This window comes from Thermocoleostomius sinensis A174, from assembly GCF_026802175.1.
GTDB lineage: Bacteria > Cyanobacteriota > Cyanobacteriia > Elainellales > Elainellaceae > Thermocoleostomius > Thermocoleostomius sinensis.
In genome coordinates this window covers 2,720,671-2,745,495 of record NZ_CP113797.1, presented here as the reverse complement: position 1 = coordinate 2,745,495, position 24,825 = coordinate 2,720,671, and the positions used below count along the sequence as shown (strand labels likewise).

General features: G+C 49.8%; 21 protein-coding genes and 1 tRNA gene. 13 read left to right on the top strand and 9 right to left on the bottom strand.

Annotated elements, in window-relative coordinates; genetic code table 11:
- Positions 1-241 precede the first annotated feature (241 nt).
- The 4 genes from OXH18_RS11835 to grxD all read left to right on the top strand — a co-directional run bounded on the left by OXH18_RS11835 (position 242) and on the right by grxD (position 3,486).
- Positions 242-1,972 carry an ATP-binding protein gene (locus OXH18_RS11835; RefSeq protein WP_268612985.1) on the top strand — a complete coding sequence of 577 codons (1,731 nt, stop codon included), beginning with the start codon at positions 242-244 and terminating at the stop codon, positions 1,970-1,972.
- A 154-nt stretch (positions 1,973-2,126) separates the two neighbouring features.
- Entirely contained in the window at positions 2,127-2,774 is a 648-nt protein-coding gene (locus OXH18_RS11830) for a hypothetical protein (RefSeq protein ID WP_268612984.1), read from the top strand.
- A 36-nt stretch (positions 2,775-2,810) separates the two neighbouring features.
- A complete protein-coding gene (locus OXH18_RS11825; protein WP_268612983.1) occupies positions 2,811-3,068 on the top strand; it encodes a BolA family protein in 258 nt (85 codons plus the stop codon).
- A 94-nt stretch (positions 3,069-3,162) separates the two neighbouring features.
- A complete protein-coding gene (gene grxD / locus OXH18_RS11820) occupies positions 3,163-3,486 on the top strand; it encodes a Grx4 family monothiol glutaredoxin (RefSeq protein WP_268612982.1) in 324 nt (107 codons plus the stop codon).
- Between the two features lie 101 nt (positions 3,487-3,587).
- Here the strand turns inward: grxD and OXH18_RS11815 are convergent, their stop codons facing one another.
- Entirely contained in the window at positions 3,588-3,830 is a 243-nt protein-coding gene (locus OXH18_RS11815) for a DUF6761 family protein (protein WP_268612981.1), read from the bottom strand.
- A 332-nt stretch (positions 3,831-4,162) separates the two neighbouring features.
- On the opposite strand from OXH18_RS11815, the gene OXH18_RS11810 reads away from it, so the two are divergent.
- The 4 genes from OXH18_RS11810 to OXH18_RS11795 all read left to right on the top strand — a co-directional run bounded on the left by OXH18_RS11810 (position 4,163) and on the right by OXH18_RS11795 (position 8,296).
- On the top strand, positions 4,163-4,939 hold the full coding sequence (locus OXH18_RS11810; RefSeq protein ID WP_268612980.1) for a response regulator transcription factor: 777 nt from the start codon (positions 4,163-4,165) through the stop codon (positions 4,937-4,939).
- Positions 4,940-5,095: 156 nt separating this feature from the next.
- Positions 5,096-5,884: a 30S ribosomal protein S2 gene (rpsB, locus tag OXH18_RS11805; RefSeq protein WP_268612979.1), complete on the top strand. Its 789-nt coding sequence runs from the start codon at positions 5,096-5,098 to the stop codon at positions 5,882-5,884.
- Positions 5,885-6,084: 200 nt separating this feature from the next.
- Positions 6,085-6,969: a translation elongation factor Ts gene (gene tsf / locus OXH18_RS11800; RefSeq protein WP_268612978.1), complete on the top strand. Its 885-nt coding sequence runs from the start codon at positions 6,085-6,087 to the stop codon at positions 6,967-6,969.
- A 166-nt stretch (positions 6,970-7,135) separates the two neighbouring features.
- On the top strand, positions 7,136-8,296 hold the full coding sequence (locus tag OXH18_RS11795) for a hypothetical protein (RefSeq protein WP_268612977.1): 1,161 nt from the start codon (positions 7,136-7,138) through the stop codon (positions 8,294-8,296).
- Between the two features lie 314 nt (positions 8,297-8,610).
- Here OXH18_RS11795 and OXH18_RS11790 read toward each other — a convergent pair whose 3' ends face one another.
- Complete coding sequence (locus tag OXH18_RS11790) at positions 8,611-12,597, bottom strand: magnesium chelatase subunit H (protein ID WP_268612976.1); 3,987 nt, start codon at positions 12,595-12,597, stop codon at positions 8,611-8,613.
- A 390-nt stretch (positions 12,598-12,987) separates the two neighbouring features.
- Entirely contained in the window at positions 12,988-13,680 is a 693-nt protein-coding gene (locus OXH18_RS11785; RefSeq protein WP_268612975.1) for a hypothetical protein, read from the bottom strand.
- A 120-nt stretch (positions 13,681-13,800) separates the two neighbouring features.
- On the opposite strand from OXH18_RS11785, the gene OXH18_RS11780 reads away from it, so the two are divergent.
- The 3 genes from OXH18_RS11780 (at position 13,801) to OXH18_RS11770 (ending at position 17,288) form a co-directional block, all read left to right on the top strand.
- The gene (locus OXH18_RS11780) at positions 13,801-15,120 is read left to right on the top strand and encodes a glycosyltransferase family protein (RefSeq protein WP_268612974.1); all 1,320 of its coding nucleotides are present in this window, start codon (positions 13,801-13,803) and stop codon (positions 15,118-15,120) included.
- A 45-nt stretch (positions 15,121-15,165) separates the two neighbouring features.
- Positions 15,166-15,594, top strand: a complete 429-nt coding sequence (locus OXH18_RS11775) for a hypothetical protein (RefSeq protein ID WP_268612973.1) — start codon at positions 15,166-15,168, stop codon at positions 15,592-15,594.
- Between the two features lie 437 nt (positions 15,595-16,031).
- Positions 16,032-17,288 (top strand): S-layer homology domain-containing protein, encoded by a 1,257-nt coding sequence (locus OXH18_RS11770; protein ID WP_268612972.1) that lies wholly within the window; start codon positions 16,032-16,034, stop codon positions 17,286-17,288.
- A gap of 72 nt (positions 17,289-17,360) precedes the next feature.
- Here OXH18_RS11770 and OXH18_RS11765 read toward each other — a convergent pair whose 3' ends face one another.
- From OXH18_RS11765 to OXH18_RS11755, 3 genes are all read right to left on the bottom strand, one after another.
- The gene (locus OXH18_RS11765; protein ID WP_268612971.1) at positions 17,361-17,978 is read right to left on the bottom strand and encodes an L-threonylcarbamoyladenylate synthase; all 618 of its coding nucleotides are present in this window, start codon (positions 17,976-17,978) and stop codon (positions 17,361-17,363) included.
- 96 nt (positions 17,979-18,074) lie between these two features.
- On the bottom strand, positions 18,075-18,965 hold the full coding sequence (gene prmC / locus OXH18_RS11760; protein ID WP_268612970.1) for a peptide chain release factor N(5)-glutamine methyltransferase: 891 nt from the start codon (positions 18,963-18,965) through the stop codon (positions 18,075-18,077).
- Positions 18,966-19,086: 121 nt separating this feature from the next.
- On the bottom strand, positions 19,087-19,887 hold the full coding sequence (locus OXH18_RS11755) for a Tic22 family protein (protein ID WP_268612969.1): 801 nt from the start codon (positions 19,885-19,887) through the stop codon (positions 19,087-19,089).
- A gap of 997 nt (positions 19,888-20,884) precedes the next feature.
- On the opposite strand from OXH18_RS11755, the gene OXH18_RS11750 reads away from it, so the two are divergent.
- Positions 20,885-22,165 (top strand): ABC transporter substrate-binding protein, encoded by a 1,281-nt coding sequence (locus tag OXH18_RS11750; RefSeq protein WP_390904391.1) that lies wholly within the window; start codon positions 20,885-20,887, stop codon positions 22,163-22,165.
- A gap of 51 nt (positions 22,166-22,216) precedes the next feature.
- Here the strand turns inward: OXH18_RS11750 and OXH18_RS11745 are convergent, their stop codons facing one another.
- Both OXH18_RS11745 and OXH18_RS11740 read right to left on the bottom strand, forming a co-directional pair.
- Positions 22,217-22,978, bottom strand: a complete 762-nt coding sequence (locus tag OXH18_RS11745; RefSeq protein WP_268612967.1) for a hypothetical protein — start codon at positions 22,976-22,978, stop codon at positions 22,217-22,219.
- Positions 22,979-23,101: 123 nt separating this feature from the next.
- Positions 23,102-23,175 (bottom strand) — tRNA-Pro (locus OXH18_RS11740).
- A 55-nt stretch (positions 23,176-23,230) separates the two neighbouring features.
- Between OXH18_RS11740 and bioD the strand changes: the two genes are divergently transcribed.
- Positions 23,231-23,932 carry a dethiobiotin synthase gene (gene bioD, locus OXH18_RS11735; RefSeq protein ID WP_268612966.1) on the top strand — a complete coding sequence of 234 codons (702 nt, stop codon included), beginning with the start codon at positions 23,231-23,233 and terminating at the stop codon, positions 23,930-23,932.
- A gap of 333 nt (positions 23,933-24,265) precedes the next feature.
- On the opposite strand, the gene OXH18_RS11730 is transcribed toward bioD, so the two are convergent.
- Entirely contained in the window at positions 24,266-24,724 is a 459-nt protein-coding gene (locus OXH18_RS11730; protein ID WP_268612965.1) for a hypothetical protein, read from the bottom strand.
- Positions 24,725-24,825: the final 101 nt, after the last annotated feature.

The following is a 24,825-nucleotide window of genomic DNA, read 5'->3' as shown; positions in this document are numbered from 1 at the left end:
TAGCCGTGGTCTTACAATTCTAGCCCCTAGCCCTGTTCCCCCAGCACCCAAGCCATGGGTAGATAACCTGATGCTCATCAACTTATAACTTGTGATGCTCATCAACTTAGCACATAGAGCAATCGTACTACCAACCAACTTAACCTGCCTTCTGTGTTCCTCATAAATCTCTCTCTGTGGCAATGTTTTTGTTGATATATTTCTTCACAATAGGAGTCGGTGTTGTTGGGTTGCGAAACAGGTGAACGGCGACGAATTTATTGATCAAATTCAAGATGTGCAACAAAGGGTGGCCGAGTTTGAGCAAAATGCCAAGCAGTTGCCGCCCCAACAGAAAAGTCGATTAACCGAATCACTGGAACGGTTGACAGCAGCTCTACGAGATTTGCAAATGGCCGAAGAAGCCATTCGGTTGTTGCTTTCGGCTGTTCAGCAATCGCGGGATTCAATCATCATCACCACCGCCCAATTGAATCCACCAGGTCCTGAGATCGTCTATGTGAATCCGGCCTTCAGCGAAATGACAGGCTATCGCAGCGAAGATGTATTGGGGAAAACACCGCGAATTTTGCAAGGGCCAGAAACCGATCGCACGGTATTAGACAAGTTGCGGACTCATCTTGCTCAAGGCAAGCCCTTTCATGGCGAAGCAATTAACTATCGCAAAGACCGAACTCCATTTTATGTTGAGTGGAACATTACGCCGATTCGGAATGGCAATCAGACTATCACTCACTTTGTAGCCATTCAGCGAGATATTGATGATCGCAAACGATCTGAAACCGAACGAGAACAGCTATTGCAGCAAGAACAACAGGCACGAGCCGAGGCAGAACTAGCCAACCGCAGCAAAGATGAATTTTTGGCGACGCTTTCCCACGAGTTGAGAACCCCCCTCACCCCGATTCTAGGCTGGACGAAGGTGCTGCAAACCAAGCAACTATCAGCAGACAAATATCAAGAAGCGTTGGATGCGATCGAACAAAGTGCTAAACGCCAGGCTCAACTTGTCGATGATTTGCTCGATCTGTCACGTATTGTCCAGGGGAAACTGACGCTGAATTTAACCTTTGTTTCGTTGATCACTCCGATCGCCGCGGCCTTGGAAACCGTCGGATTATCTGCCGATGCAAAATCGATTCGCCTTGAGACCAATCTTGATCCAACAGTTGGCCAGATTATGGGCGATGTAGGGCGATTGCAACAAGTGATCTGGAATTTGCTGTCCAATGCAATCAAGTTCACTCCAGAGGGCGGTCAAATTTACGTTGGCTTAGAGCGAGTCGATCGCTATGCTCAAATCACCATCCGCGATACGGGACAGGGCATTGATCCTGACCTGTTGCCATTTATTTTTGAGCGCTTTCGCCAAGGCGATGGATCAATCACCCGCCAGTATGGAGGATTAGGCCTAGGGCTGTCGATCGCTCGACAACTGGTAGAAGCGCATGGCGGCACCATCACCGCCGCAAGCCAAGGAAATAATCAGGGTGCAACCTTTACAGTGCGGCTGCCGTTGGTGTCTCATTCTCCCTCGTTCAAACTCTCGATCGCTCCGACCATGCAGCGGTTTGATTTGTCGGGGATTCGGGTACTGGTTGTAGAAGATGAGCCTGCTACTCTAAAATTCATTGCCTTTGTCTTGGAACAAGAAGGTGCAACCGTAACCGCCGTCACCTCTGCCCAAGCTGCCCTTGATGCCTTGGAATTTAATACTGTCGAAACATCTCCTTTTGATGTTTTAGTGTGTGATATTGGCATGCAGGATATGGACGGCTATACCTTGCTGCGGCAAATTCGATCGTCCTCTGCTCCCTACCAATCAATTTATGCGATCGCTCTCACGGCCTACGCTACTGAGGCGAATCGGCAACAGTCCCTTGTCGCTGGATTTCAACAGCATCTAGCTAAACCCATTGAACCAGCTATGTTGGCGGCGGCGATCGCCACGGAAGTCAGACAATGCGGTTAAATCCAGCTAAGAGACGAGGGCGAAACGACCTGAAAACTGGACGCCACATCGAAGCAGCAATCAAAATAAAAAGTTCAATGGAGTAAAGCACTCAGTGGTAAGATGGCGCAAGACCAAATTTGTTTGCAGTCACACAGTTCAACAGAGTGAGTTCATGGTAGCGTTTAACCCCCTTCGCGTTTTGCCTTCGACGAGTTTGCTTTTGCTGACAACTGTGTCAACCATGGCACTCGTGGGCATTGGGCACCCAGTTGTGCAAGCCCAAACCCCTGATGTTTCAGACGAAGTTCCAGCCCTGCCCGAAGAGGAAGGTTCTGCACCAACGCCAGCCACTACAACTGACGATTTACGTCCGCTGGCCCAAGGTAGCATCCTCAGCATCCAGGGCGGTCAGCGGCTCATGGACGAAGCGGGAGCCGCCGTGTCTGCCCAAAACTACGAGTTGGCGGTTTCAAAGCTACAAGAAGCTCGTCAAGTGTTTAATCAACTTTCCAATTTCTACCAAGAGCTAGCCGCTAGCTTTTCCGGTATTGACAATCGCATTGCCGAAGAACAGCGTGCCCAGGCCGTAGAAACGGCTCAGATGCGCGATCAAGCTACCTATCAGTTGGCGTTGGTGCATCGGGCCCAAAATAAGCCAGAACTAGCTGTTCCCCTGCTTATCCAAATCATTCGTAGTCAAAATCCAACCCGCGATCTGGGACGCCAGGCCTATCAGCAGTTATTTGAACTAGGATTCGTTGATTCCCCCTATCCTCGCGGTTCTAATGAGCCTACCTCCGCGTTGCCAGTGCCTCAATAGTAAAATTAAAGGTAAATTCACATCCCAGGAGGTTGAATGGTGAGTCCCGATCAAGTTGCGGAAATGATCAAAGTTGGACTGCCAGATGCTCAAGTTCAGGTTCAAGATCTGACTGGAACGCGCGATCATTACCAAGTAGTGGTTGTTTCTTCGCAGTTTGAGGGTAAACGCCTGATTCAACAGCATCAGCTAGTTTATCGAACTTTACAGCAAGCTATGTCGTCTGAAGCTATTCATGCATTGACGATGAAAACCTATACTCCGCAAGAGTGGGCAATGTCTGGACAAATCTAGCACCTATATACCTACATCTTGCCTAAGATGGAAGCAATCGAAACGTGATACACACTGATACACACTTGATTGAACTTTTATTTCTTTAAACGATATGTCTCCAGAAACTCAGCAACGAATTGATGAGCTAGTCCAAAACAATAAGATCATGGTTTTCATGAAGGGCACTAAGTTGATGCCTCAGTGCGGGTTCTCGAACAATGTAGTACAAATTTTGAATATGCTGGCCGTTCCCTTTGAAACCTTTGATGTCTTAAGCGATGAGGCCATTCGGCAGGGCATTAAAGAGTACTCTAGCTGGCCGACGATTCCGCAAGTTTACATCAATGGTGAGTTTGTCGGCGGGTCAGACATCATGATTGAACTGTATCAAAAGGGTGAGTTGCAGCAGATGGTGGAAGTTGCGCTTGCCTCATAATGATCCAAGTCTGGTTACGCGATCAAACAGCAAACTAAATCAAACTAAATTAAATTAGATACCCCCCTAGCCAGGCAATTTGCTAGAGGGGTATTTGCTTGCTATCGGTAGTCTGGTTCTGATTCAGGCATCGCGAAATTGGATGGATCATAGAGATAACGAGTCACTTCTTCTTCTAAACGATGAATCATAAATGGCTCGATCGCGTTAGAATGCCGCAAAGCTGCAACATAACCTTCCATGTAATGTCGCATTTCCTCAAAGCGATACCCCCGATTCCATAACTCAACTAAGGCATCTGTTAGCCTCTGGTAGTAGCGAATTGTTTGGGCATCTTGAAGCATAGTAGCTATTCCAATCTTTGACTGTAAAGAATAACGAGTCTACAAATGATTACAAACAACTCAGTGGGTTTAGGAAGCACTTATTTAAGGTGTCTTGTCATTATAAAGGCTTGTGGACTTGGGTTTATCTATCTGTAAGACTATTGTAGCGTTGCAGTAGAACTGCCTTTGCGCTGATCCCTGTCGGGATCTAGTGTTTTTGAGGTAGTCTAAAGGTCTAAATCCTCAATTTCTATGGCCGACCCCCGAACCATATCACGTAGCCGTGGTTACAAAACCCTGACAAAGGCTCTGTTAGCCTGAAGAATAAAGTCAAAGCAAAACTTAGCGCCGTGGCCTCTGTTTGCATTCAAATCGTTGAGGGAAACCCCCACTTGCGATCGTTACTCGGTTGGCACTTGCAACAGGCTGGTTATTGGGTTCATCAATCTGCTGACCTCCAACAGGCAAGGGATATGTTCGTTAGCCGCCAACCGCATTTAATCATTCTCGATTCAGAATTGCCCGACGGGGATGGACTAGAATTCTGTCGTTGGCTTCAGCAACAGCAGGCCTTGATTTTAATGCTATCGGCTCGTAATACCGAGGCTGACATTGTGGCGGGGTTGCGGGCAGGGGCGGATGACTATCTCACCAAACCCTTTGGTATGCAAGAGTTTTTGGCTCGAGTTGAAGCTCTAATTCGCCGAAATCGTACCATAACCGCCCCCGCTTCGTTAGATTATGGCGATCTAAAAATTGATTTAATTCAGCGTCGAGTTCGCCTCAAAAATGAGTTAATTGATTTAACCCCACAGGAATTTAGCTTACTTTATGTGCTGGCGCAAGCTGGAGGGGCCCCCCTCAGCCGGGCAGAATTATTGCGCAAGGCCTGGCCGGATGAAATTGACAACCACCGTACAGTTGATACGCATGTGCTATCCTTGCGCAAAAAAATTGAGATCGATCCGCGCCAACCTAATTTAATTCAAACGGTTCGCAACGTTGGCTACCGCTTTAACGTAGAAATTGTGAAAGCTCACTCCGGCTTGGATGGTGGCACCAAGGCCCGATCAAAAAGCCGTAACCGTAGTTCCGTTCATTCTCTGTCTCAAGCAGCGGAAAATTAGCCCCATACAACATGCAGCCCCTGGGCAAGACATGATACCCTAGTAGGGTTGTCTAACTTCACACATCCGGGGTTTCGGGTGTTTCTGACGGCGTTATTGCGCTGTTGTTAGAAATACGCCTGGATGGAGGATTAACCCGAAAGGAGAAAAACCGATATGCCAGTTGTTACGTTGGCTCAGCTATTGGAGTCTGGAGTCCATTTCGGGCATCAAACCCGTCGCTGGAATCCGAAGATGGCTCCGTACATCTATACGGCTCGCAATGGGGTTCATATCATCGACTTGGTGCAAACCGCTCAGTTGATGGAGGAAGCCTACAATTATTTACGTACCGCATCTGAACAAGGTAAGCGTGTCTTGTTTGTGGGCACAAAGCGGCAAGCGGCGGGCATCATTGCTCAGGAAGCGTCTCGCTGTGGTTCTTTCTATGTCAATCAGCGCTGGTTGGGCGGAATGCTCACAAACTGGGCCACCATCAAAACCCGGGTTGAGCGCATGAAGGACTTGGAGCGTCGCCAAGAAACAGGCGCACTAGATCTGTTGCCCAAAAAAGAAGCAGCGGTGTTGCGGCGGGAACTAGAGAAGCTACAAAAATACCTAGGTGGTATTCGAGGAATGCGCAAACTGCCTGATGTTGTCGTGATTGTCGATCAGCGTCGGGAGTACAACGCCGTTCAAGAATGTCAAAAGCTCAGTGTTCCGATCGTCTCTTTGTTAGATACGAACTGCGATCCGGATACAGCTGATATTCCGATTCCTGCCAATGACGATGCCATTCGATCGATTAAACTCATTGTGGGTCGCCTGGCAGATGCTATCTACGAAGGGCGTCACGGTCAACTAGAACCAGAAGAGGAAGAATATATCGACTACGAAGGAGCCGAAGAAGAGTTTGACTACGACGACAGCGAGTTTGTAGACGACGAAGAAGAAACGGAAGAATAGGTCGAGCAAGGCGACGGCGGGCAAGGACGGGAATTCAAAGGATGAAAAAGGTGAAAGATAGGTAAAAAATAAAAGCCTAAGCCTGTGCTTTTGCCGTCATCCTTTAGTTTTTAGCCTTTTCCTTGCTCCCCTCCCCTTTTAGGATTGAGTAAGGACACGGTTGAGCACTCAACACTGACTTAGAAAGGGACTAAGGCACAATGGCGGATATACCAGCAAAACTAGTTAAGGAACTGCGTGATAAAACCAATGCAGGCTTCGGAGACTGCAAAAAAGCGCTAGAAGCTACAGATGGCAATATTGAAAAGGCGATCGAATGGCTCCGCCAAAAAGGAATTACCTCAGCGGAGAAGAAAGCCGGCAAGATTACAGCTGAAGGATTGGTCGAGCAATACATCCACACGGGCGGCCGCATTGGGGTTCTGGTCGAGGTTAACTGTCAAACAGACTTTGTGGCCCGCAATGAAGCCTTCAAGGCTCTAGCCAAAGATGTGGCCATGCAGATTGCGGCTTGTCCTAATGTGGAATATGTCAAAGTTGAGGACATTCCAGCGGATGTGGTAGCGAAAGAGAAAGAGATTGAAATGGGCCGAGATGATATGGCCAACAAACCACAAAATATCCGCGAGAAAATTGTAGAAGGGCGAATTGAGAAACGGCTGAAGGAATTGTCTCTTCTCGATCAGCCTTACATTAAAGACCAAAGCATTACCGTTGCCGATCTGGTTAAACAAAATATCGCTAGTTTGGGAGAAAACATTCAGATTCGTCGGTTCGTTCGCTTTGTGATGGGCGAGGGCATTGAGAAGGAAGAGACAGATTTTGCCGCTGAGGTGGCTGCCCAAACGGGTGCGGCTGCTCCAAAACCAGAGGAACCTTCTACAACCGTGACCGAAACTGTAGAGGTCGAGAAGGTGGACGCACCTCCAGCCGCAAGTGAGCCTACGGCTGCCACTGCTGCTGAGCCAGCGACCGTCTCTGAAGTGGAAGATGCTGAACCCGTCGCGGCGGCTGAAACGATCGAGGCTCCTAAGACCAAAACCGAAAGCAAGCCCAAGTCGGATAAGAAGAAAAAGAAGAAATAGAAGAAATAGACAGTTTGTGGAGGCGTATCCTATGCGCCTATACCGAGTCTAGATAGAAGGGGGTAATAGGTGAATGGGAAGCCGTTTTCTCAACGCCTATTACCCATTTTCGTTAGTTGGACATAAACAAACGTTATTCTGGAAACAACAGAGATTGGAACACACGATGAGAACAGTTGAGCGCATTGATCAAGAACTGGCTCGCCTCAATCAGTCTGTAACGGCGATCGCTCAAGAGTTCTATGACACCTATCAGCAATATCTCACGGCGCTGGGACAAGCTGTGCAGCAGCAGCTTGTGGTGGCTAGCTATCATCTTTGTACTCATGCCTATCCAGAGCGATTTCTGAAGCTTTCCCTCAGCCAACGGCAACAGTTACAACAGGCATTACGGCAGCTAGCCAAAGCGGCCCAACCCCAACTTCTACAGTTGCTTCATGCTGCCTATACTCCAGCAACTTCGCGATCCTCATCGATTGCTTCCACGGCCGCGTCGCTCCTGGACACCACCGATCTGGCCATTCTTCAGGAAATTGACGAGGAGGTAGCAAGAGAAATTGAGCGGGCACACCAGCAATCGGCCCCGCCCATCAATCCCGATGAATCTGAGGCAACGACGATCGACACCTCAACGGAGGCAACCCTGTCATCATCTGATTCACTGCCTGACTGGTTAAAGGCGATCGAAGCGCTCAGATCTGCCCCAACGGAGGCAACTAGCGACTCTCATTTTGATCCGGATGCTGATCAGGCTCCCCCCCTTGAGTGCAATTTAGAGACCCAATCTGATTCCCTCGTCCCCCCCCCCAACGCCGCTGAGTCTTCAAAGACAGAGGATACGATCGAACCTTCCGCCTCTCCCGATCAAAAACCAATCTTGCCGGCGCATCCCAAAGACCTATTGCAGTGGCAAGAACACCTAGAAGCGGGCATTATTGACCTGTTGCAAACCCTGTCGCACGGTGCCAATCGCCTTTTACAACAATCTGAAGTACTGTCGGGGCATTTGCCAGAACCCGTATTAGAAGTTGCATCCAAAGCCGATATCGCTGCTGAAACCACGGTTAGCCCACCTAATCTTCTGCACCTACTAATTGAAACTGATGGCGAGGAAGAGAAAGAACCAACAATGACACAATTGATGGCCATCCGCTTACGGCTATCTGAAATTGAATTTAGTGATTCTGCCACCACGATTTGGCGCGCTAAAATTCGCGACCTCTCGAACCAACTGCATAAACTAGGACGCGATTATCACAAAAAACAGAAAGAACGATCGATCGCCGAAGCTGAAGCCGCTTGGCGATCGAGTTGGTTTGAGGATTAGTTTCATATTCAAATCTGGGATGTAACGCTCAAGTTAAGCCACCTTCACGACAGGTGACTTTCAAGAACTGCTTCAACCCCAGAGTAAAGGTAAGTTAGGGAATATAGAAACGGGAAGGGCACATAAGTGACAAATGCGACCAAAAAAGACGGGTTCATCACCCGCCTTATTAATTGAGTATTAATTTGGGTAAATTGCTCGGTCATGGACGGATGAAGGGTAAGTTGTGTACTTTATCATCCATCTTTTCGAGTTTTAACCACCTGAGATAGTTCTAGCCGAATATCCACTGCCATCAATCCTCTAAACAGAGATTACTCAACCCCTTCAATGCGATCTTCTACTTCTTGATACAGTTGCTGCAACAATTCAATATTGCTTTCGCTGGTTTGCCAATAACCGCGTCCATAAACTTCCAGCAGCGTTCCCACCACTTTACGGAAGGAGTTTGGGTTCAGGTTCATCAATCGATTCCGCATCGCTTCATCTTGAATGAAGGTTGTATTCGCGTCCTCGTAGATCCAGTTGTCTACGGCTCCGGCGGTAGCCGACCAGCCCATCGTATTTACCAGTCGCTTCGACAGTTCCCGCACACCTTCATACCCATGGGACAACATACCCTCATACCATTTAGGATTCAGCAATTTGGTGCGGGCATCTAGGCGAACAGTTTCCGACAGGGTGCGGACTTGAGCGTTGGCGGTGGTTGTATCGGCAATGTAGGCCGTGGGCGTTTTGCCGTCTCCCCGTAGAGTAGATACTAGCTTGGTGGGATCGGAGTCGAAGTAGTGTGACACATCAGTGAGGGAAATCTCGGATGAATCCAGGTTCTGGAACGTCACATCCACGGTCTTTAGCGTTGATTCAAACAAGTCTCGCGCCTGCTCCATCATGCCGGGATTATCGGAGTTGAACGCAAAGGACTTCCGCGCTAAGTACATATCCTGAAGCTCGGACTCGCTTTCCCAGGTGCTATTTTCCACTGCCAAGTTGACGTTGGAGGAATAGGAACCAGAGGCATTGGAGAAAACGCGAGTCGCCGCCTGTCGCAGATTCACACCCATGTCTTCTGCTTGCTTGATCGCATGTTTGCGAACAAAGTTGAGTTCGATCGGCTCATTGGCCTCCGCTGCCATTTTGATTGCCCGATCGAGCAAGTTCATTTGGTTAATGAACAGATCGCGGAACACACCGGAGCAGTTGACCACGACATCAATGCGAGGACGCCCCAGTTCTTCCAGCGACATTAACTCCAGTTTGTTCACCCGACCCAAAGCATCGGGGACCGGGCGCACACCCACGAGCCACATCACCTGAGCCAGCGATTCACCATAGGTTTTGATGTTATCTGTACCCCAAAGGACAAAGGCGATCGTTTCTGGATATTGCCCATTGTTCTCAGCTTTTTGCCGGGCCAAGAGGCGATCGACCACAATTTGTGCCGACTGTACTGCGGCAGTGGTGGGAATCGATTGCGGATCGAGGGCATGAATATTCTTGCCTGTCGGCAACACATCGGGGTTACGCACCGGATCGCCACCCGGGCCCGGCAGAATGTACTCGCCTTCCAAGGCTTTTAGCAGCGCTCCTAGTTCGTTGTCGGCTGTCACCTGCTTTAGGCAGAACTCCAGATACTCAAACAAGGGTTTGATTGCGTCTGGATCAACTTTGGGGTAACCTGCCTCGTGCAGGGCTTCAATCCAGGGTTCCTTGCGTCCGATGTTGAAGAAGTTGAGCTTCGTTACTTTTGAAACGCGACCGTCGGCATCAGTTTGTTCCTTCACCATTGCTGCCACCGCCGCCCGGCTGGCTTGGTTGATCTCGTAGAGCAACTGCACATCGTCCAGCAGTCCCCGATCGCTGTTTTTGTAAATCTGATCGATATCTCGGCCCAGGCTGTTGGCGATAATGCGCGGTAGGCTCATGATTTCCTCTTCGGGACGATCGAGTCCGGCGATGTTGACCAACGTGGCGATCGCTTCTTCAGCGGTGGGAGCCTTGCCAATCACATGCAAACCACAGGGCAACAGGCGCGATTCGATCTCCATCAGCTTGATATAGACCTTGCCCACCAGCGTATCTCGGTACTCTGGCTCTAATGCCGCGGCATCCTGTTCTGGTAGTTCAATATCTTTATCCAGATTCACCAGGCGGCACTTGTCCACAATGGCGTTGAGAATGGGTACGCCGCGTCCCGTGTCCTTCAAAGTTTGGTAGGAGGCGATCAACTCGCTCAGTTCCTTCAAGCCCTTGTACAATCCGGCATTTTCTGCCGGCGGCGTCAGGTAGCTGATCGTTTCTGCATAGCTGCGGCGTTTGGCGATCGTCGCCTCCGAGGGATTGTTGGCCGCATAGTAGTAGAGGTTAGGAATGTGCCCGATCAGCGAGTCGGGGTAGCACTCACCGGACATGCCCATTTGCTTGCCTGGCATGAATTCCAGCGATCCATGCGTACCAAAGTGCAGCACTGCGTCCGCTTGCCAGATATGTTCCAGGTAGGTGTAGTAGGCAGCGAAACCGTGGTGGGGACTGGCCGATCGCGAGAACAGTAGCCGCATCGGATCGCCTTCATAGCCGAAGGTGGGCTGGACGCCAATAAAGACATTACCAAAGTGCTTACCAAACACCAACAAGCTTTCGCCATCGGTGTTCAGGTGACCCGGAGCTGGGCCCCAGTTCTCTTCCAGGCGTTTGTAGTAGGGCGTTAACCGCTCATATTCTGGAACCGACATCCGGTAAGCGATATTGAGTTCGGGGCTACTATACTGCGCCTGCGCATCGTGAATCACCGCTTGCATCAACGCTTCTGCCGACTCCGGCAGGTCTTCTACGTCATAGCCATTCTGCTTTAGAGCTTTCAGCGCCTCGTAAATGGAGCCGAACACATCTAGATAAGCCGCCGTGCCCACGTTACCCTTATCCGGCGGGAAGCTGAACACTGTGATCGCCACTTTTTTGTGGAGCTTAGGCTTGCGGCGCAGGTTGGCCCACTTCATTGCCCGCTGAGCGATCGCCTCAATCCGGTCTTGCAGAGCAATGGCTTTCCCCGTTGTACCATCGCGTCCCGACAGGATAATCGGTTCGATCGCTCCATCCAGTTCAGGAATGGCAATTTGCAGCGCCACTTGAATCGGGTGCAGACCCAGATCACTGTCTTGCCATTCTTCGGTAGTTTGAAACACCAGCGGCAGCGCCACCATATAGGGACGATTCAGTCGTTTCAGCGCCTCGATCGCCTTGGGATGATCTTGTCGAGCCGGGCCGCCCACTAGCGCAAATCCAGTCAGGGATACCACCACATCAACGATCGCCTGCTCTTTAACGATCGGATCGTAGAAGTAGGCATCGACGGGTTTAGAAAAGTCTAGTCCGCCAGCAAATACAGGAATCACCTTGGCTCCTAGACACTCCAACTCTTGGACCATCGCCACGTAGTGGGCATCATCCCCTGTGACTAAGTGCGTTCGTTGCAGCACCAGCCCCACACAGGGAGCCAGCGGATCTTTCAAATCATTGGGAACGTCTTGGCGAGAAGCATACCAGTTGAGGTATTCCTTCAAGTCCTCGAACATGTGTGGCGCAAGCGGATGCCAAATGCCCATATCGGGATAGGTGACAGGATCGCGATATTGCAGCGGTGCATCGCGCAGACTTCCCGCTGGATCGCAGTACTTGTCTGCTAGCATCAGCAGGAAGTTTTCCAGATTCTCGGACGAACCGCCCAGCCAATACTGAAAGCTCAGCATGAAATTGCGGGCATCTTGCGCCTTTTCCATCGGCAGATACTTCAGTACCTTCGGCAGCGTATTCAGCAGCTTCAGCATGGCATCCTGGAAGCCACTCCCTGACTTTTCCTTGCGCTTTTTCATAAACTGGGCGATGGCGCTCTTGGATTGCCCCAACTGCGACATGGAAAAGCTGCCCATTTTGTTAAGGCGCATCACCTGCGGCATCGACGGGAACACCACTGCTACATCGAGCCGATCGCGGTGCGGCTCTACAGCGGCTACGACTTTCTCGGCTAGTTCCTCAATAAAGATAAGAGAGGCAATGAAGATATTAGCTTGGGCGACATCCTGTTGAAACGCTTCATAGTTTTCGGGACTACGAAGCTCCTCTAGTAGATAGCCGCTGATTTCGATGGCCAGGTTAGGGTTGTTCTGGTTAATGGAACGAACGGCCGCCGAGAGCGAACTCTGGTATTGCGGCTCTAGCACGACATAGACCACCTTGATCAGCGATCGTCCCTGTAGATCGGTGGGCGCGATGTGCCTGATGGCGGGCTTGACGTGAGTGAACATGCGGTTAGGCTCCTTTCAAAAGGCTGTCGGCTACTTAGCACGAGTTCATCCTTCTATCAGCGCAAGTTAAGGATACCTGGCAGGTAGGGGTCAGCACGCAGATAGACCGAACCCAGCCGCCCAAGCACAGCGCTGACGCGGATGCCCCGAAATAATGTTACATGAGTGTTTTACCAGAAAACCCTTACCAACTGGGCAATCGACCGGTTATCTGACACAATTTGATAAAAACAACGAGATATTTTTTTACATTTCTTGACGAACATAAAAGTGTATGCTCAGTTTTTCTAAAAAAATCTAATCAATTTGATTGGAAAAATCTATGAATTGCACCTAGGTTTCACAGCTTTTTCTAAAAAAGCAATCGAATTGTTATTTGCTACTTATTTGCTAGCGCATGAGTTCTGTATGGGCGATCGCCGTCTCTTTCAGGCGCAAATATTCTTCTCTTAATTGCCGATATTGCTCATCAAACTGCAATACATCACTAGTGATGCGATCGGCATCGTATGACGCTATTTGTAGACCGATTAATGTTTCTCGAATGAAGCAAATATAGATATTTTCCAATTCTTCTGCTTTTCTCAATAAGTTTTCGATCTGATCTAGCGCACGTTCATAGAGACTCACTTGATTAGAGTAAAGATCTGATGTTGAGACTAGATCGGCTAATTCATTGACTTTTTTATACTCTCGATTTAACCGCGAGATTTCTGCATCAATTTGCAGATGTTCCCGAATCACTGGTGCAATTCCGTCTGCAAGTTCCATCGGTTTGTCTAGCTGTTGAGCCGCTGCGGGAGTCGCCATTTCCACATCTCGCCAATAATGCCAGGAGTAGATATATTCAACCTCTCCGCTTTCGGTAAGACGAGGAAACACCACCTCAACTCGTTGGTAGCCAGAATCTTTCACCCGCATCGGGATACCATAGCCCCCCAAAGGTAGGTCTGGGTAGCGGTACTCGGCCCCTTTCACATAGACTAAAGCGTGGTTGCTGATCCACTCTCGCTTTTGGCGACGCAGAAACCACCACATCGCCCCAACCCCCGCAAGAACTGCCATCACGAGTAACCCTAGCATGTTCGCTGCTCCCAACGTTTGCCTTCAGTGTCTCTAGCCTTGGTGAGGTCCTTCAGTGGAATTTGGTTCCATTCCGGCCCCTTCATCGTTCAGCTTTTCTATCTATCGCGGCTTCTGACTATGAATCCCATTGATATTCTCCTGCTTTCCAACGGTCCGGGTGAAATTACCACTTGGGTGCGCCCCGTCGTGAGAGCCATCCGTCAGCAAATGGGAAACGATCGCCGTTGTGTCCGCATCTCCCTCATCCTGTCTCCCTGTCCCAATGCTAGCGGGCGCGAGGTGGAAATTGCCCAATCCTATCCAGAGATCGATCGCATTCAAGCGGCTCGGCATTTTTTCCCATTTCTGTTGTGGGGCAAAACGGCAGATAGCTGGGACTGGCGCGATCGAGGGGTAGTGGTGTTTCTGGGCGGCGATCAAATTTATCCAGTGATCATCGGCAAGCGGCTCGGCTATCGCATTGTGGTTTATGGCGAATGGGAGACCCGTTGGCATCGTTGGGTCGATCGGTTTGGCGTCATGAAACCAGAGTTAATCGATCGCGTTCCCCAGCAGTACGCCCATAAGCTAAGCGTGGTGGGCGATTTGATGGCAGATGTGGAGATTGGGGGTTGGGAAGATGGGGGTTGGGGAGCTAAGGAAGATAGAGGAGATGGGGAAGAAAACACCCCGGTACCCCTTCATCCCTTATCCCTCATCCCTCATCCTTCCGACTCCCTCATCGCTCTCCTCCCTGGTTCCAAACCAGCCAAACTAGCTCAAGGTGTTCCATTTGGGCTGGCGATTCTGCAACAGATTTATCACAGGCGCCCCAATACGCGCTTTGTGATTCCCGTAGCTCCTACCCTGGATTTAGCTACCCTGGCCAAATTTGCCGACGCTACCCAAAATCCGATCGCCTCAAAATTTGGCAATGTCACAGCTACGATCGATCGGGAAGGAGATCGCGTTTATCTAAAAACCACAGACGGATTGCGGGTTGATTTATGGTTAAAGTTTCCTGCGTATGATCTATTGTCCCGTTGTGCTCTGTGCCTGACTACGGTAGGTGCAAACACAGCAGAGTTAGGAGCCTTGGCTGTGCCGATGATTGTCCTGATTCCGACTCAACAACTAGACGCGATGCGGGCTTGGGACGGTATTCCAGGATTGTTGGCTAACTTGCCAGGAGTGGGGAGTGGGTTCGCCAAATTGATTAATTGGTGGTTTTTGCGGAAACCTCGCTTGTTGGCTTGGCCAAACATTTGGGCAGGAGAGGCGATCGTTCCAGAACTGATTGGAGAACTTCAGCCACAACTAGTGGCAGCGCTAGCGCTAGAGTGGTTGTCTCATCCAGACGAACTTGCAGAAATACGGAAACGGCTGCGGCAAACCCGAGGGCAAGCAGGAGCCGCTCAACGGTTGGCTCAATTGGTACAAAGCCAGGCTTACCGGTAAACTCTAGGGTATTCCCTTTCGCTTTCAGTTCTATCACTCTCTTCTGTGAAACGGTTACCCTGGCTTTCTCTGGCAATTCTGTTTGCAGCCTATACCAGCTTCAGTTGGTTTTTGATTCAATCAACTGCCACTTGGCTGGCTTGGTCGTTGGTCTTAGCCTTCACGTTGTTGCAAGCCTTACTGCTCACCACCCTGTTTGATGGACTGAAAGCCTTGATCAAAGCTTGGTTGAAGTCCGATATTGGCTACTTCACGCTGATTATTGTGGCGTCCTTGGGCGTGACGATCGTGTTGGTATGGTTCCGGATCTTTGGTTACTTTTTTGTCCTGATTGCCGCTGAAATTCTGGCGCGCCTTGATCTACAAAATGCTGGATTTACTCGAGTGCAGGCGTTGCTAATTTTGAGCACATTTTCGTTACTGGGGTTGGCAACGGGCTGGGCAGCCACCATCCACCCGAACCTAAATCTATAACTTAATTTTGTTCTCGAAACTTGTTCTCGAAACCCAATCAGTGAAAGGCGATCGACCCAACGTCAGCCACTTGCTAAGGAGCAATTCCAATAAAAAAGCAGCCAATCGGGGCGGCTGCTTCTTCCCATACATGAGGTGCATGAGGAGCTGTCTACCTTAGAGTAGGATGAAACGTCTCCTGGCACTGACAGGGTTACAGATTTTGATACGACGATGAGGAAAGATGAGAATTGCGGGGCATGAATCGGGAACTCAGAGAATGACTCAATAGTCAAGTAAGCTAGCGCGTTAGAACTTTGCAATATTCCCTCTAATTGCGGTGCATAGATTAACCCTTGGATGAAACTCAGTCGTCTACAGGACGTTTCCATCCTGAGCGATATAGGGAATATTAAGTTCCACAGCAAGCCATTTCATAGCATCTAAAGAGGACGATTATGTCTAGTTTCCGTTCCTGGCAGTCTGGCACTGCCTTGTTTACTGCGCTGACGTTAATGGCAGGGGCAGCGGCTCCCTTGATAGTAGTTCAGGCTCCAGCGCAGGCACAAAGCACCTTTTCAGATATCTCTTCAGATTATTGGGCAAGAGAATTCATTCAAGAGTTAGCCAATCGCGGTGTCATTAGCGGATTTCCCGATGGATCGTTTCGTCCTAATGATTCAGTGACGCGGGCCCAGTTTGCAGCCATGGTACGCCAAGCCTTTCGCCGGTCTGCCGTTCGAGGCTCGACACGGTTTGTCGATGTTCCGGCTAATTATTGGGCGGCTGATGCCATTCGAGAAGCTTACACAATGGGCTTTTTATCAGGATATCCTAATAATGTATTCCGTCCCGATGAGAACATCCCTCGGGCACAGGTATTAGTATCGCTAGCCAACGGATTGGGGTATTCGACGGCTGGTTCCGTGAATGGTACTTTGCAAGCCTATGCCGATGCTAGCGCAATTCCCGACTGGGCCCGCCCCAGCGTCGCGGCGGCTACCGATCGCCAAATTGTCGTGAACTATCCAGATGTTCGCTTTTTGAACCCCAATCGATCGGCCACCCGTGCTGAAGTTGCAGCCTTTATCTATCAAGCCTTGGTTAGTTCTGGCAATGTGGCGGCCATTAATTCGCCTTATATTGTTGGCAATCAAGCCTCTACACCGACACCGCCAACCAACATGGCGGAGCTTCCCGCAGGAACTGTAATTACGGTTCGCTATGATGAGGCAGAGAGAATCTTTATTTCAACAGAAGAACCAGAACCTGTACCAGTGACACTAACGGTGGCACGTAACATCCGGGGTCAAGGCGATCGCTTGCTAATTCCTGCTGGTAGCCAAATTGTAGGCGAGTTACGCACCGTAGATGGTGGGACGGGTGCTCGCTTCTATGCCAAAGAGTTGGTGCTCACCGACAGAACTCGAATGCCGATGAGCGCGACATCGGGAACTGTCACCACCACTCGCAGAATTACTCGAGGCGCTAACGTCGGTGAAATTTTGGCAGGGGCGGCTCTTGGAGCAGGGGCGGCCGCTGGCGTAGCCGCAGTAACAGGCGATCGCGCCATTGCCACCGAAGAAGTGCTAGGGGGAGCAGCCCTTGGAGGGTTGGCAGGACTATTTCTGGGACGCGATCGAATCACCCTAATTTCGATTAATCCGGCGGTGGATCTAGATTTGACGCTCGATTCACCACTGGTGATGCGCTAATACCCATTGTCCAACGTTCTAGCGAAAATCCTGTTGAATCCGGTAAGCAGTGCCGTCCTACGTGGCTCAAGCTCATCCTTCTAACCTGACCGTTCCCTGTCGTAGAATTTCCCATCCTGTCGATGTCCATTTAGCAACGGTAGAAGGTAGGCGAGAACTTGGCTGGGTTTCCAACATCAGGGTGCGCTCCAATTCTGCTAACTCGTCAGATCGTAGAGTCAGTACCTCTGGAAATTCAGCGTTGATATCCGTTAGGGTTTCTAGGGGTGGCTGACCCGATCGATTCACGCTTGTCGTTGCCAACGGTCGAGTTTGAGCCAAGATATGTCGAGCGATCGCATGGTTGGGAACTCGGATGCCGATAGTCGTCGGATCAGTAGGATTCATCTCAGGCGGCAGTCGATCGCTAGCGGGCAATACCAAGGTGAGTGCTCCCGGCCAATAAGTAGCCGCCACCTGTTGCCAAAGATTGAACTCTGCATCACTGCCTTGCACGTAGGGCCATAAATCATCCGCCGTCGCCGCCATGAGAATCAACGGCTTAGTGTGGCTCCGCTGCTTAGCCTCAAAAATCAACGCCGATCGATCGGGCCGCACTGCCAAAGCGGGAACTGTATCTGTAGGAAAGCTAACAAGCCGATCACCCGATCGAGCCGCCGAAACCAGTTCAGAAAAGGAAACCCCCGGCATACTTAATTACCCATTACCCATTACCCATTACCCATTACCTATTACCATGACAGAGTAACGCACCGCTTGAAACCGTCTCAAATAGCCATTTGCCATTTAAACCCGATAAGCCAACGCAAATCGATCGACCCCTGCCAGATCGGGATAGATGTGCACATCGCGATAACACCCTTGGGACTGCAACAGATTGACCACATTCTCTGCCTGCCCCACCATCATCTCAATGAGCCATACCCCCCCAGACACTAAATAATTTGGGGCTTCAGCAACAAGGTAACGGATACAATCTAATCCATCGGCTCCACCGTCTAGGGCTAAGGCAGGCTCATGATCTGCAACTTCGGGCTGAAGCTTGGCCACCATATCACTGGGAATATAAGGCGGATTGGATACCATCCCGCGCAAGTGACCCTGAAGTTGGGTCAACGGTTCAAACCAATGGCCCTGATAGAACCGAATGCGATCGCTGAATCCTGACTGCTGAGCATTAAACCTGGCAATCGCGAGGGCGTCTGGGCTGTAATCCACAGCATGAATCATGGCTTCAGCAAATGCATCCGCCAACCCCAAGGCAATCGCTCCACTGCCTGTTCCCAAATCCGCCCAGTGTCCGTACCCCAGTTCTGAGTGGGTTTGCACCGCGTCGATCGCCAAATCAATGATCGATTCTGTTTCCGGTCGAGGAATTAAAACCGCGGGCGAAACCTTTAACATAAACCGTCGCCACGGTGTTGCACCCACTAAATATTGCACAGGGGTCCGAGCGTTTAATCGCTGATGCCAACGCTGATCTAGCTCGTAGAGAGAGTACTTTAAGTCAATCACCGTTGGATCACCTGGAGACAGTAAGCGCAACCTCAGCCGATCTAGACCAGTTAGGTGTTGCAAGAGCCAATCAACTTCCACGGGTGGTATGTTTGCTGCGATCGCCTGCTGGTGTGCAGTTTGTCGCCAGTGCCAAAGATCTCCTTGAGAAGTGCGGTGCATAGAGTTCCGTGAGCCGGACACAGCCGAAATTACAAACCATTCTCACAAAACCATAGCAATAAGGGGCACGATCGACCATGCCCCTCAACTCAACGCTTGGATCTATTCGCTGACAGCCTCCCTACTGCTGTGGGGCTGGTTCCGGGGCTTGCTGTGGGGCTGGTTGTTGCCCACCCTGTTGTTGTAGCGATCGAATATATTCAATGCTTTCTTGAGGGGGCACCAAGTAAATCTGGTTCAATTCCTGATTATCACTCGTGCGCAAGTTCTCAATCAGTCGATCGAGCGGCACTACTTCAATCCGAACCGATTCTGCTAATTCCGGTTGACTTTCACGCAGTCCAGCCAAGGCTGCTTGCAGTTCGTCTTCGCTGAAGTACATAGGAATAACTTCCTCTTCCCCTCGACGCACAGTCAACAGGGCTTCTTCTTCCCCCTCACCCGATTTGGCAATAAACAGCGGCACACCTTGAAAATTCTCAGCGGATTGACCACTCTCTTCTAAGATAGCAACTGCCGCTTCCACCTCTTGCCGTTGAGGAATAAACGCAACTCGCAGCGGGTTTTCTTCGTTTTGTCCATCCAGGGCAATTTCATACACCCGTGCCAGCGAAATTGGCACAATTCGTACACCTTCTACAGCCTGTGGGTCGGTATTGGACATGTTGCGCAAAAAGTTTTCAGCATTGGTATGGCTAATAAATACGGTGGCAACAGGCGGTGCGTTCTCTTCTTCTGAAAAAGTTGCAACAACCAGTGAACCTTCACCATCCACTAGGGTGAAAACTGGAACTGTTTCCAACCGGGCTTTCACTTCTTCATCGGATAAAGCTAGTACTCTGCTGCCTCCAACAAAGAGAGAACCAAACAGAACACTTCCAATGAGAGCAAGGGTTGCACTCCAGCGAATCAATGATTTCATAAAAACTCCTACGAAACTAAATCATCCGCACTTAACGCCATTTGCAATGAGTCATCTGCTCAGACGGAAAAACTACTGAACCCAATTACTCAATCCAACCATCAACAAACACTTCATTCGATCGCAGACCATTTTCGTGGGATAGATCTCCACCGTTGAACAGTCGAATATTGGCCCACTCACCTTAACTTAAACTGCAACTTAGATCGCTCGCCTAAAGGCTATCACTTTCAACTCAAGTTGTGGGTTTATGAGGACAAGCTGAGAAGCAGAAGGGTTCGCGGTAATTGACTGAAACTACTGATTGAACCCACTTAAACAGCCAGTGGAATAAATCGCTGCGACTAGCAGACTAGATTTACATAAATTAATGCGTTAGGCAACCGTTTAGATTTGTTCGATGAAACACATCTAGCTGCGCATCGACAAAACTACCAAATTGGTCGTAGGTAATCTTGACTGGCTCGATCGAGCGATAGTTCCTTATACCCAAGGTACATTTGCGATCGGACATTTCCCATCAATCAGCAAAAACTAGCCATCCGAGCCGCGAAACTTCAAAGTTTTTTATCAGAAGGGGCAACATCCGCAGTTGAACGATACAGAGCAGCGTCAAAATAATTGAATTGTTGCTATGCTGAATTGCCAATCTACGATTTGGCTCAAGCCAGTCAACACAGACACCAGATCACAGTTCTGTGAAAGGTCATTTTGTCACGTCTTCACAGCGATCTGTTATTTCAGTTGATGTAACCTTAACAACCCTGTTGCTTCTCCACAACAGTTGGCGCGATTATAGGCCTAATCTTTGTTTTAATTTCAACTTCAGTAACACGCTTATTTTTTTGAGTTAGGTTGCCGTATGAACTGCTTTAAACACCTATTCGATTTCGATCGATTCCGCCAAACTTCTCAGCCCCAAGCTTCTCAGTCAATCCCTCAACCGACGAGCAAAATCCGACGATTGCAACTAACCGGAGGAGCGATCGCCCTATTGATGCTGACAACGGCTTGTGGCGGTACACAGACCACGACTGAATCTCCTGCCAATTCTGATGCAACTTCGACGACAACAGCTAGCAGCGATGGAGCCGCGGCTGGAGCGCTGAAATTGGGTACGTTGCTTCCCATTACGGGCGATCTAGCTCAGTACGGCACCACGATGCAAGACAGCGTTAGTCTACTAGTTGAAAGCGTCAATGCGTGTGATGGGGTGCTGGGTAGCGAAGTTACCTTAATCTCCGAAGACGATCAAACCGATCCGGCGGCTGGGGCCTCTGGCATGACCAAGCTCGCAGAAGTAGATCAGGTGGCAGGCGTTGTTGGAGCCGCAGGTAGTGCAGTTTCTAGCGCAGCAGTTGATATTGCCGTTCGTAATGAGGTGGTGCAAATTTCTCCGTCTAGCACCAGTCCTGAGTTTACCGCTCGGGCAGAAAAGGGAGAGTTCAATGGCTATTGGTTCCGAACGGCTCCTCCCGACAGTTTCCAAGGCGATGCGTTGGCCCAACTCGCGCGCGATCAAGGGTTACAGAACGTGGCCGTGTTTGCCATCAACAATGATTACGGGAACGGATTAGTGCAGGCCTTTACGGACGCATTTAAGGCCCAGGGAGGAACCGTGGTGAATGAGTCGAACCCCACCCTGTATGCAGAAAATGCTACAACGTTTGACTCGGAGCTAAGTGCAGCCTTTAGCGGCAATCCTGACGGGGTTTTGCTGGTAGCGTATCCTGAAACTGGCAGTCTCATTCTCAAATCCGCTTTCGAGCAAGGATTACTAGACGGAGAAACCAAAATCCTGCTGACCGACGGGATGAAAACTAATGAACTGGCTGAGCTTGTGGGACGCGATGCGGACGGTAACTACATTGTGTCTGGAGTGTTAGGAACGGCTCCAAGTGCCACTGGTCCAGGACTGGAGGCGTTTAAGTCCGCCTACAATGCTAAATTCAACCGCGAGCCGAATGTGTATGATCCGAACTCTTGGGATGCAGCAGCCGTAATGGTTTTAGCCGCAGAAGCGGCCAAAGCAAATACAGGATCTGCGTTGAAGGATCAAATTCGCGAGGTGGCCAATGCCCCTGGCGAAGAAGTCACGGATGTGTGCCAAGCCTTGGCGTTGGTGCGGGAAGGCCGAGACATCAACTATCAAGGAGCTAGCGGCAACGTTGACTTTAACGATCAAGGCGATGTAGTTGGAGCCTACGATATCTGGACGATTAACGACAATGGGCAGCTAGAGGTGCAAGAAACGATCGAAGTTGGCGGCGAGTCATAGATGATCGATCCAGCCTATTCTTAAAAGAAGGGCGTTGGTGAAGCGCCCTTTTTAGTTATTTTCAAACCGAATTGCCTGTCTAAATGCTTGCCATGCCTCGTTTTGTGTAGAGTAACGTTCGGAAGTGATTCTAGCCTGGGCACAGGTTTGATGTTGCCGCCAATATCTCACATAGAACTGAGAACTCGTATTTCGCCAGATTTCATAATTCCATTGATTGCTCGTTGAGCCGTCTGCTACACGCCTGTCTCCCTCAGAATTCGCTGGACAATCAGTAGTTGTCGGAGTTTGAGCCGACCGATCAATCCTGGTTGGATTGACAGAGGATGGTGTCGTTGAGGCGTTAGCCAAGGGTGTCGATTGGCGACGATCGGCTCTGATAGCCGTCAACCCTCTTGCCCAATTGACTGAAGAACTTGTCGCTGAAGAATCTGAAAATTCAACTAATGCTTGTAATGCTTGAGTTGCATCGGCAGTGATTCCCGCTAGCACTCGTCCGCCTTGACATCCCGAAAATTCTGCAACACCTCGCTGAAAGTTGAACATATCTTGACGCACTACAAATAGCCACAAGCGCTCATTGGATGTCACTTCAGAACTACCCATCATTGCCCCAGCGAGGCTAATCGCTTCTGTCCAATTACTGTTGCAGTACGATCGATGCAAACCAGAACGCCAAGCCGTCACCTGTTGAGCTTCTACCGGGTTCGCTTGGGCTGGTTCTATTGGCGCCATGGGTGATAGTGACAATGCTGACAAGGCCAACAGCAACGAGGTGAGACCGTTTGCCGCCTGTTTCAAACGTCGTTCCATAGAGTGTTTGTGCCTAAACTACCGTTAAGGTTCCCGGTTTTAGCGCATCAATCACAATTTGGATAAAACAACGCAGCCGGACTAGCCCGCAAAGTTGAGGAAAATCGATTAAATTATCTAAAGTCGGGATGACAGGATTTGAACCTGCGACATCCTGCTCCCAAAGCAGGCGCGCTACCAAGCTGCGCTACATCCCGTTGCCTTAGCTATTATAGCTTGCTTTTTTTCGATCGCTCTAGAAGGGAGTTTAAGTTGGACGCATTATTGATTGCAGGAACAGACAGTGGTGTTGGCAAAACCGTACTCACCAGTGCATTGGCTGCCTATTGGCAACGGTATCATCCGTCGCGCTTGGCTCTTTTTAAGCCTGTACAGTGTGGAAGCGGATACGCTCAAGATCAGTATCCCGACGGCGATCGCCAACTTTACAGCCAATTGTTTAATCTGGATCAAACTCCTGATGACATCAACCCGCTGCACTTTGCTGCTTCGCTTGCCCCTCCTATCGCTGCCGAGCGAGAGGGCCGTCGCATTGAACTTGAGTACCTTTGGCGGGCCTTCGAGCAACTGACTCAACAGCGATCGTTTGTGTTGGTGGAAGGATGGGGTGGATTGGGATCTCCGATTACCGCAGAAACAACCCTAGCTGATTTAGCCTGGGATTGGCGGATTCCGGTTGTACTCGTTGTTCCCGTCCTACCTGGGGCTATTCCCCAAACCGTTGCTAATGTCGCGTTGGCCCGTCATGCACGCATTCACCTAAAAGGAATTGTGTTGAACTGTGTGCAGCCCTGCCATGCTAACGATCGAGATGATTGGGCTGCTGTTGAATTGCTTCAAGCTTTGACGAATAAACCCGTTTTGGGTTGTCTGCCCTACTTAGCAGACCCAACCGACGTCAACAAATTGGTTCAAATCGCATCCAATTTAGAAATTGAGCGAATTCTCTCATAAGCATGAATTCATGCAACATAGCCCCTCTTGCAAATACAACATCGTGCCACTCTATGAAGTGTCCCAAATCAGATTTATCTCTCAGATAAGGGCCGTAAATTAAGGATGTGTGAGGAGGAACGAAACAAAGCAAGCCCCTGGAGTCGAAACACGGACAGACGCCCAGGGGTTTTGTTTTTCATAGATTTTTTGCATCGTTTCCCTGCTCTCACGCATGAGAGCAGGACTGGGGATGAAGGCGATACAGAATTGATCTATGCTTTTTCAGAAAGTGGCACATCAAGTGGTACACCGCGTTTTTAGTTCTAATTCCCAATCCCTAATCCCCAGTTCCTACCGCATCCACGATCGCAGCACCCATCCGATCATCATTCCAAGTCCGCCAAACCGCACAGCTTGCCAAAAGACTTCTTTGAGTCCAGTCCAGGAAAACAACTGGCTTTCCAATGCTACTTCCAATGTCTCAAGCTGCTGACGAATTTGCTTCAAGTCTTGTTTCAGTTGGTGTTGTATCCGTGCAGAGGTAGTGTGCTGAAGCTGCTGTTCGATCTGATCTTTGCGATCACGGAGGATTTGCTGACACTGGCGATCGGTCTGGATTTGGGCATGACGGGTTTTGAGGAGTTGAAAGGCTTGTTCAAGCTCATGTATGCTCTCATGTATGGTCTGATCGATCTTGTCAATTTCGCCAATTTCGATGTTGGGGGTAGACTCAAGAGGTGTTGCGGACAGCGACGCAGAATCACCTGCCGATCGATCGGGTTGGGCCGGCGGAAAAGATGGCAGTTTCATAGGGTTAAGTTAACGTAGAGTAGAAATGAAGCACCGAGCGCTCAGAAGAGATCGGATTCCCTAGCAAGCATTCCCTGATTGACTGTTGAATTGCCAAGTTG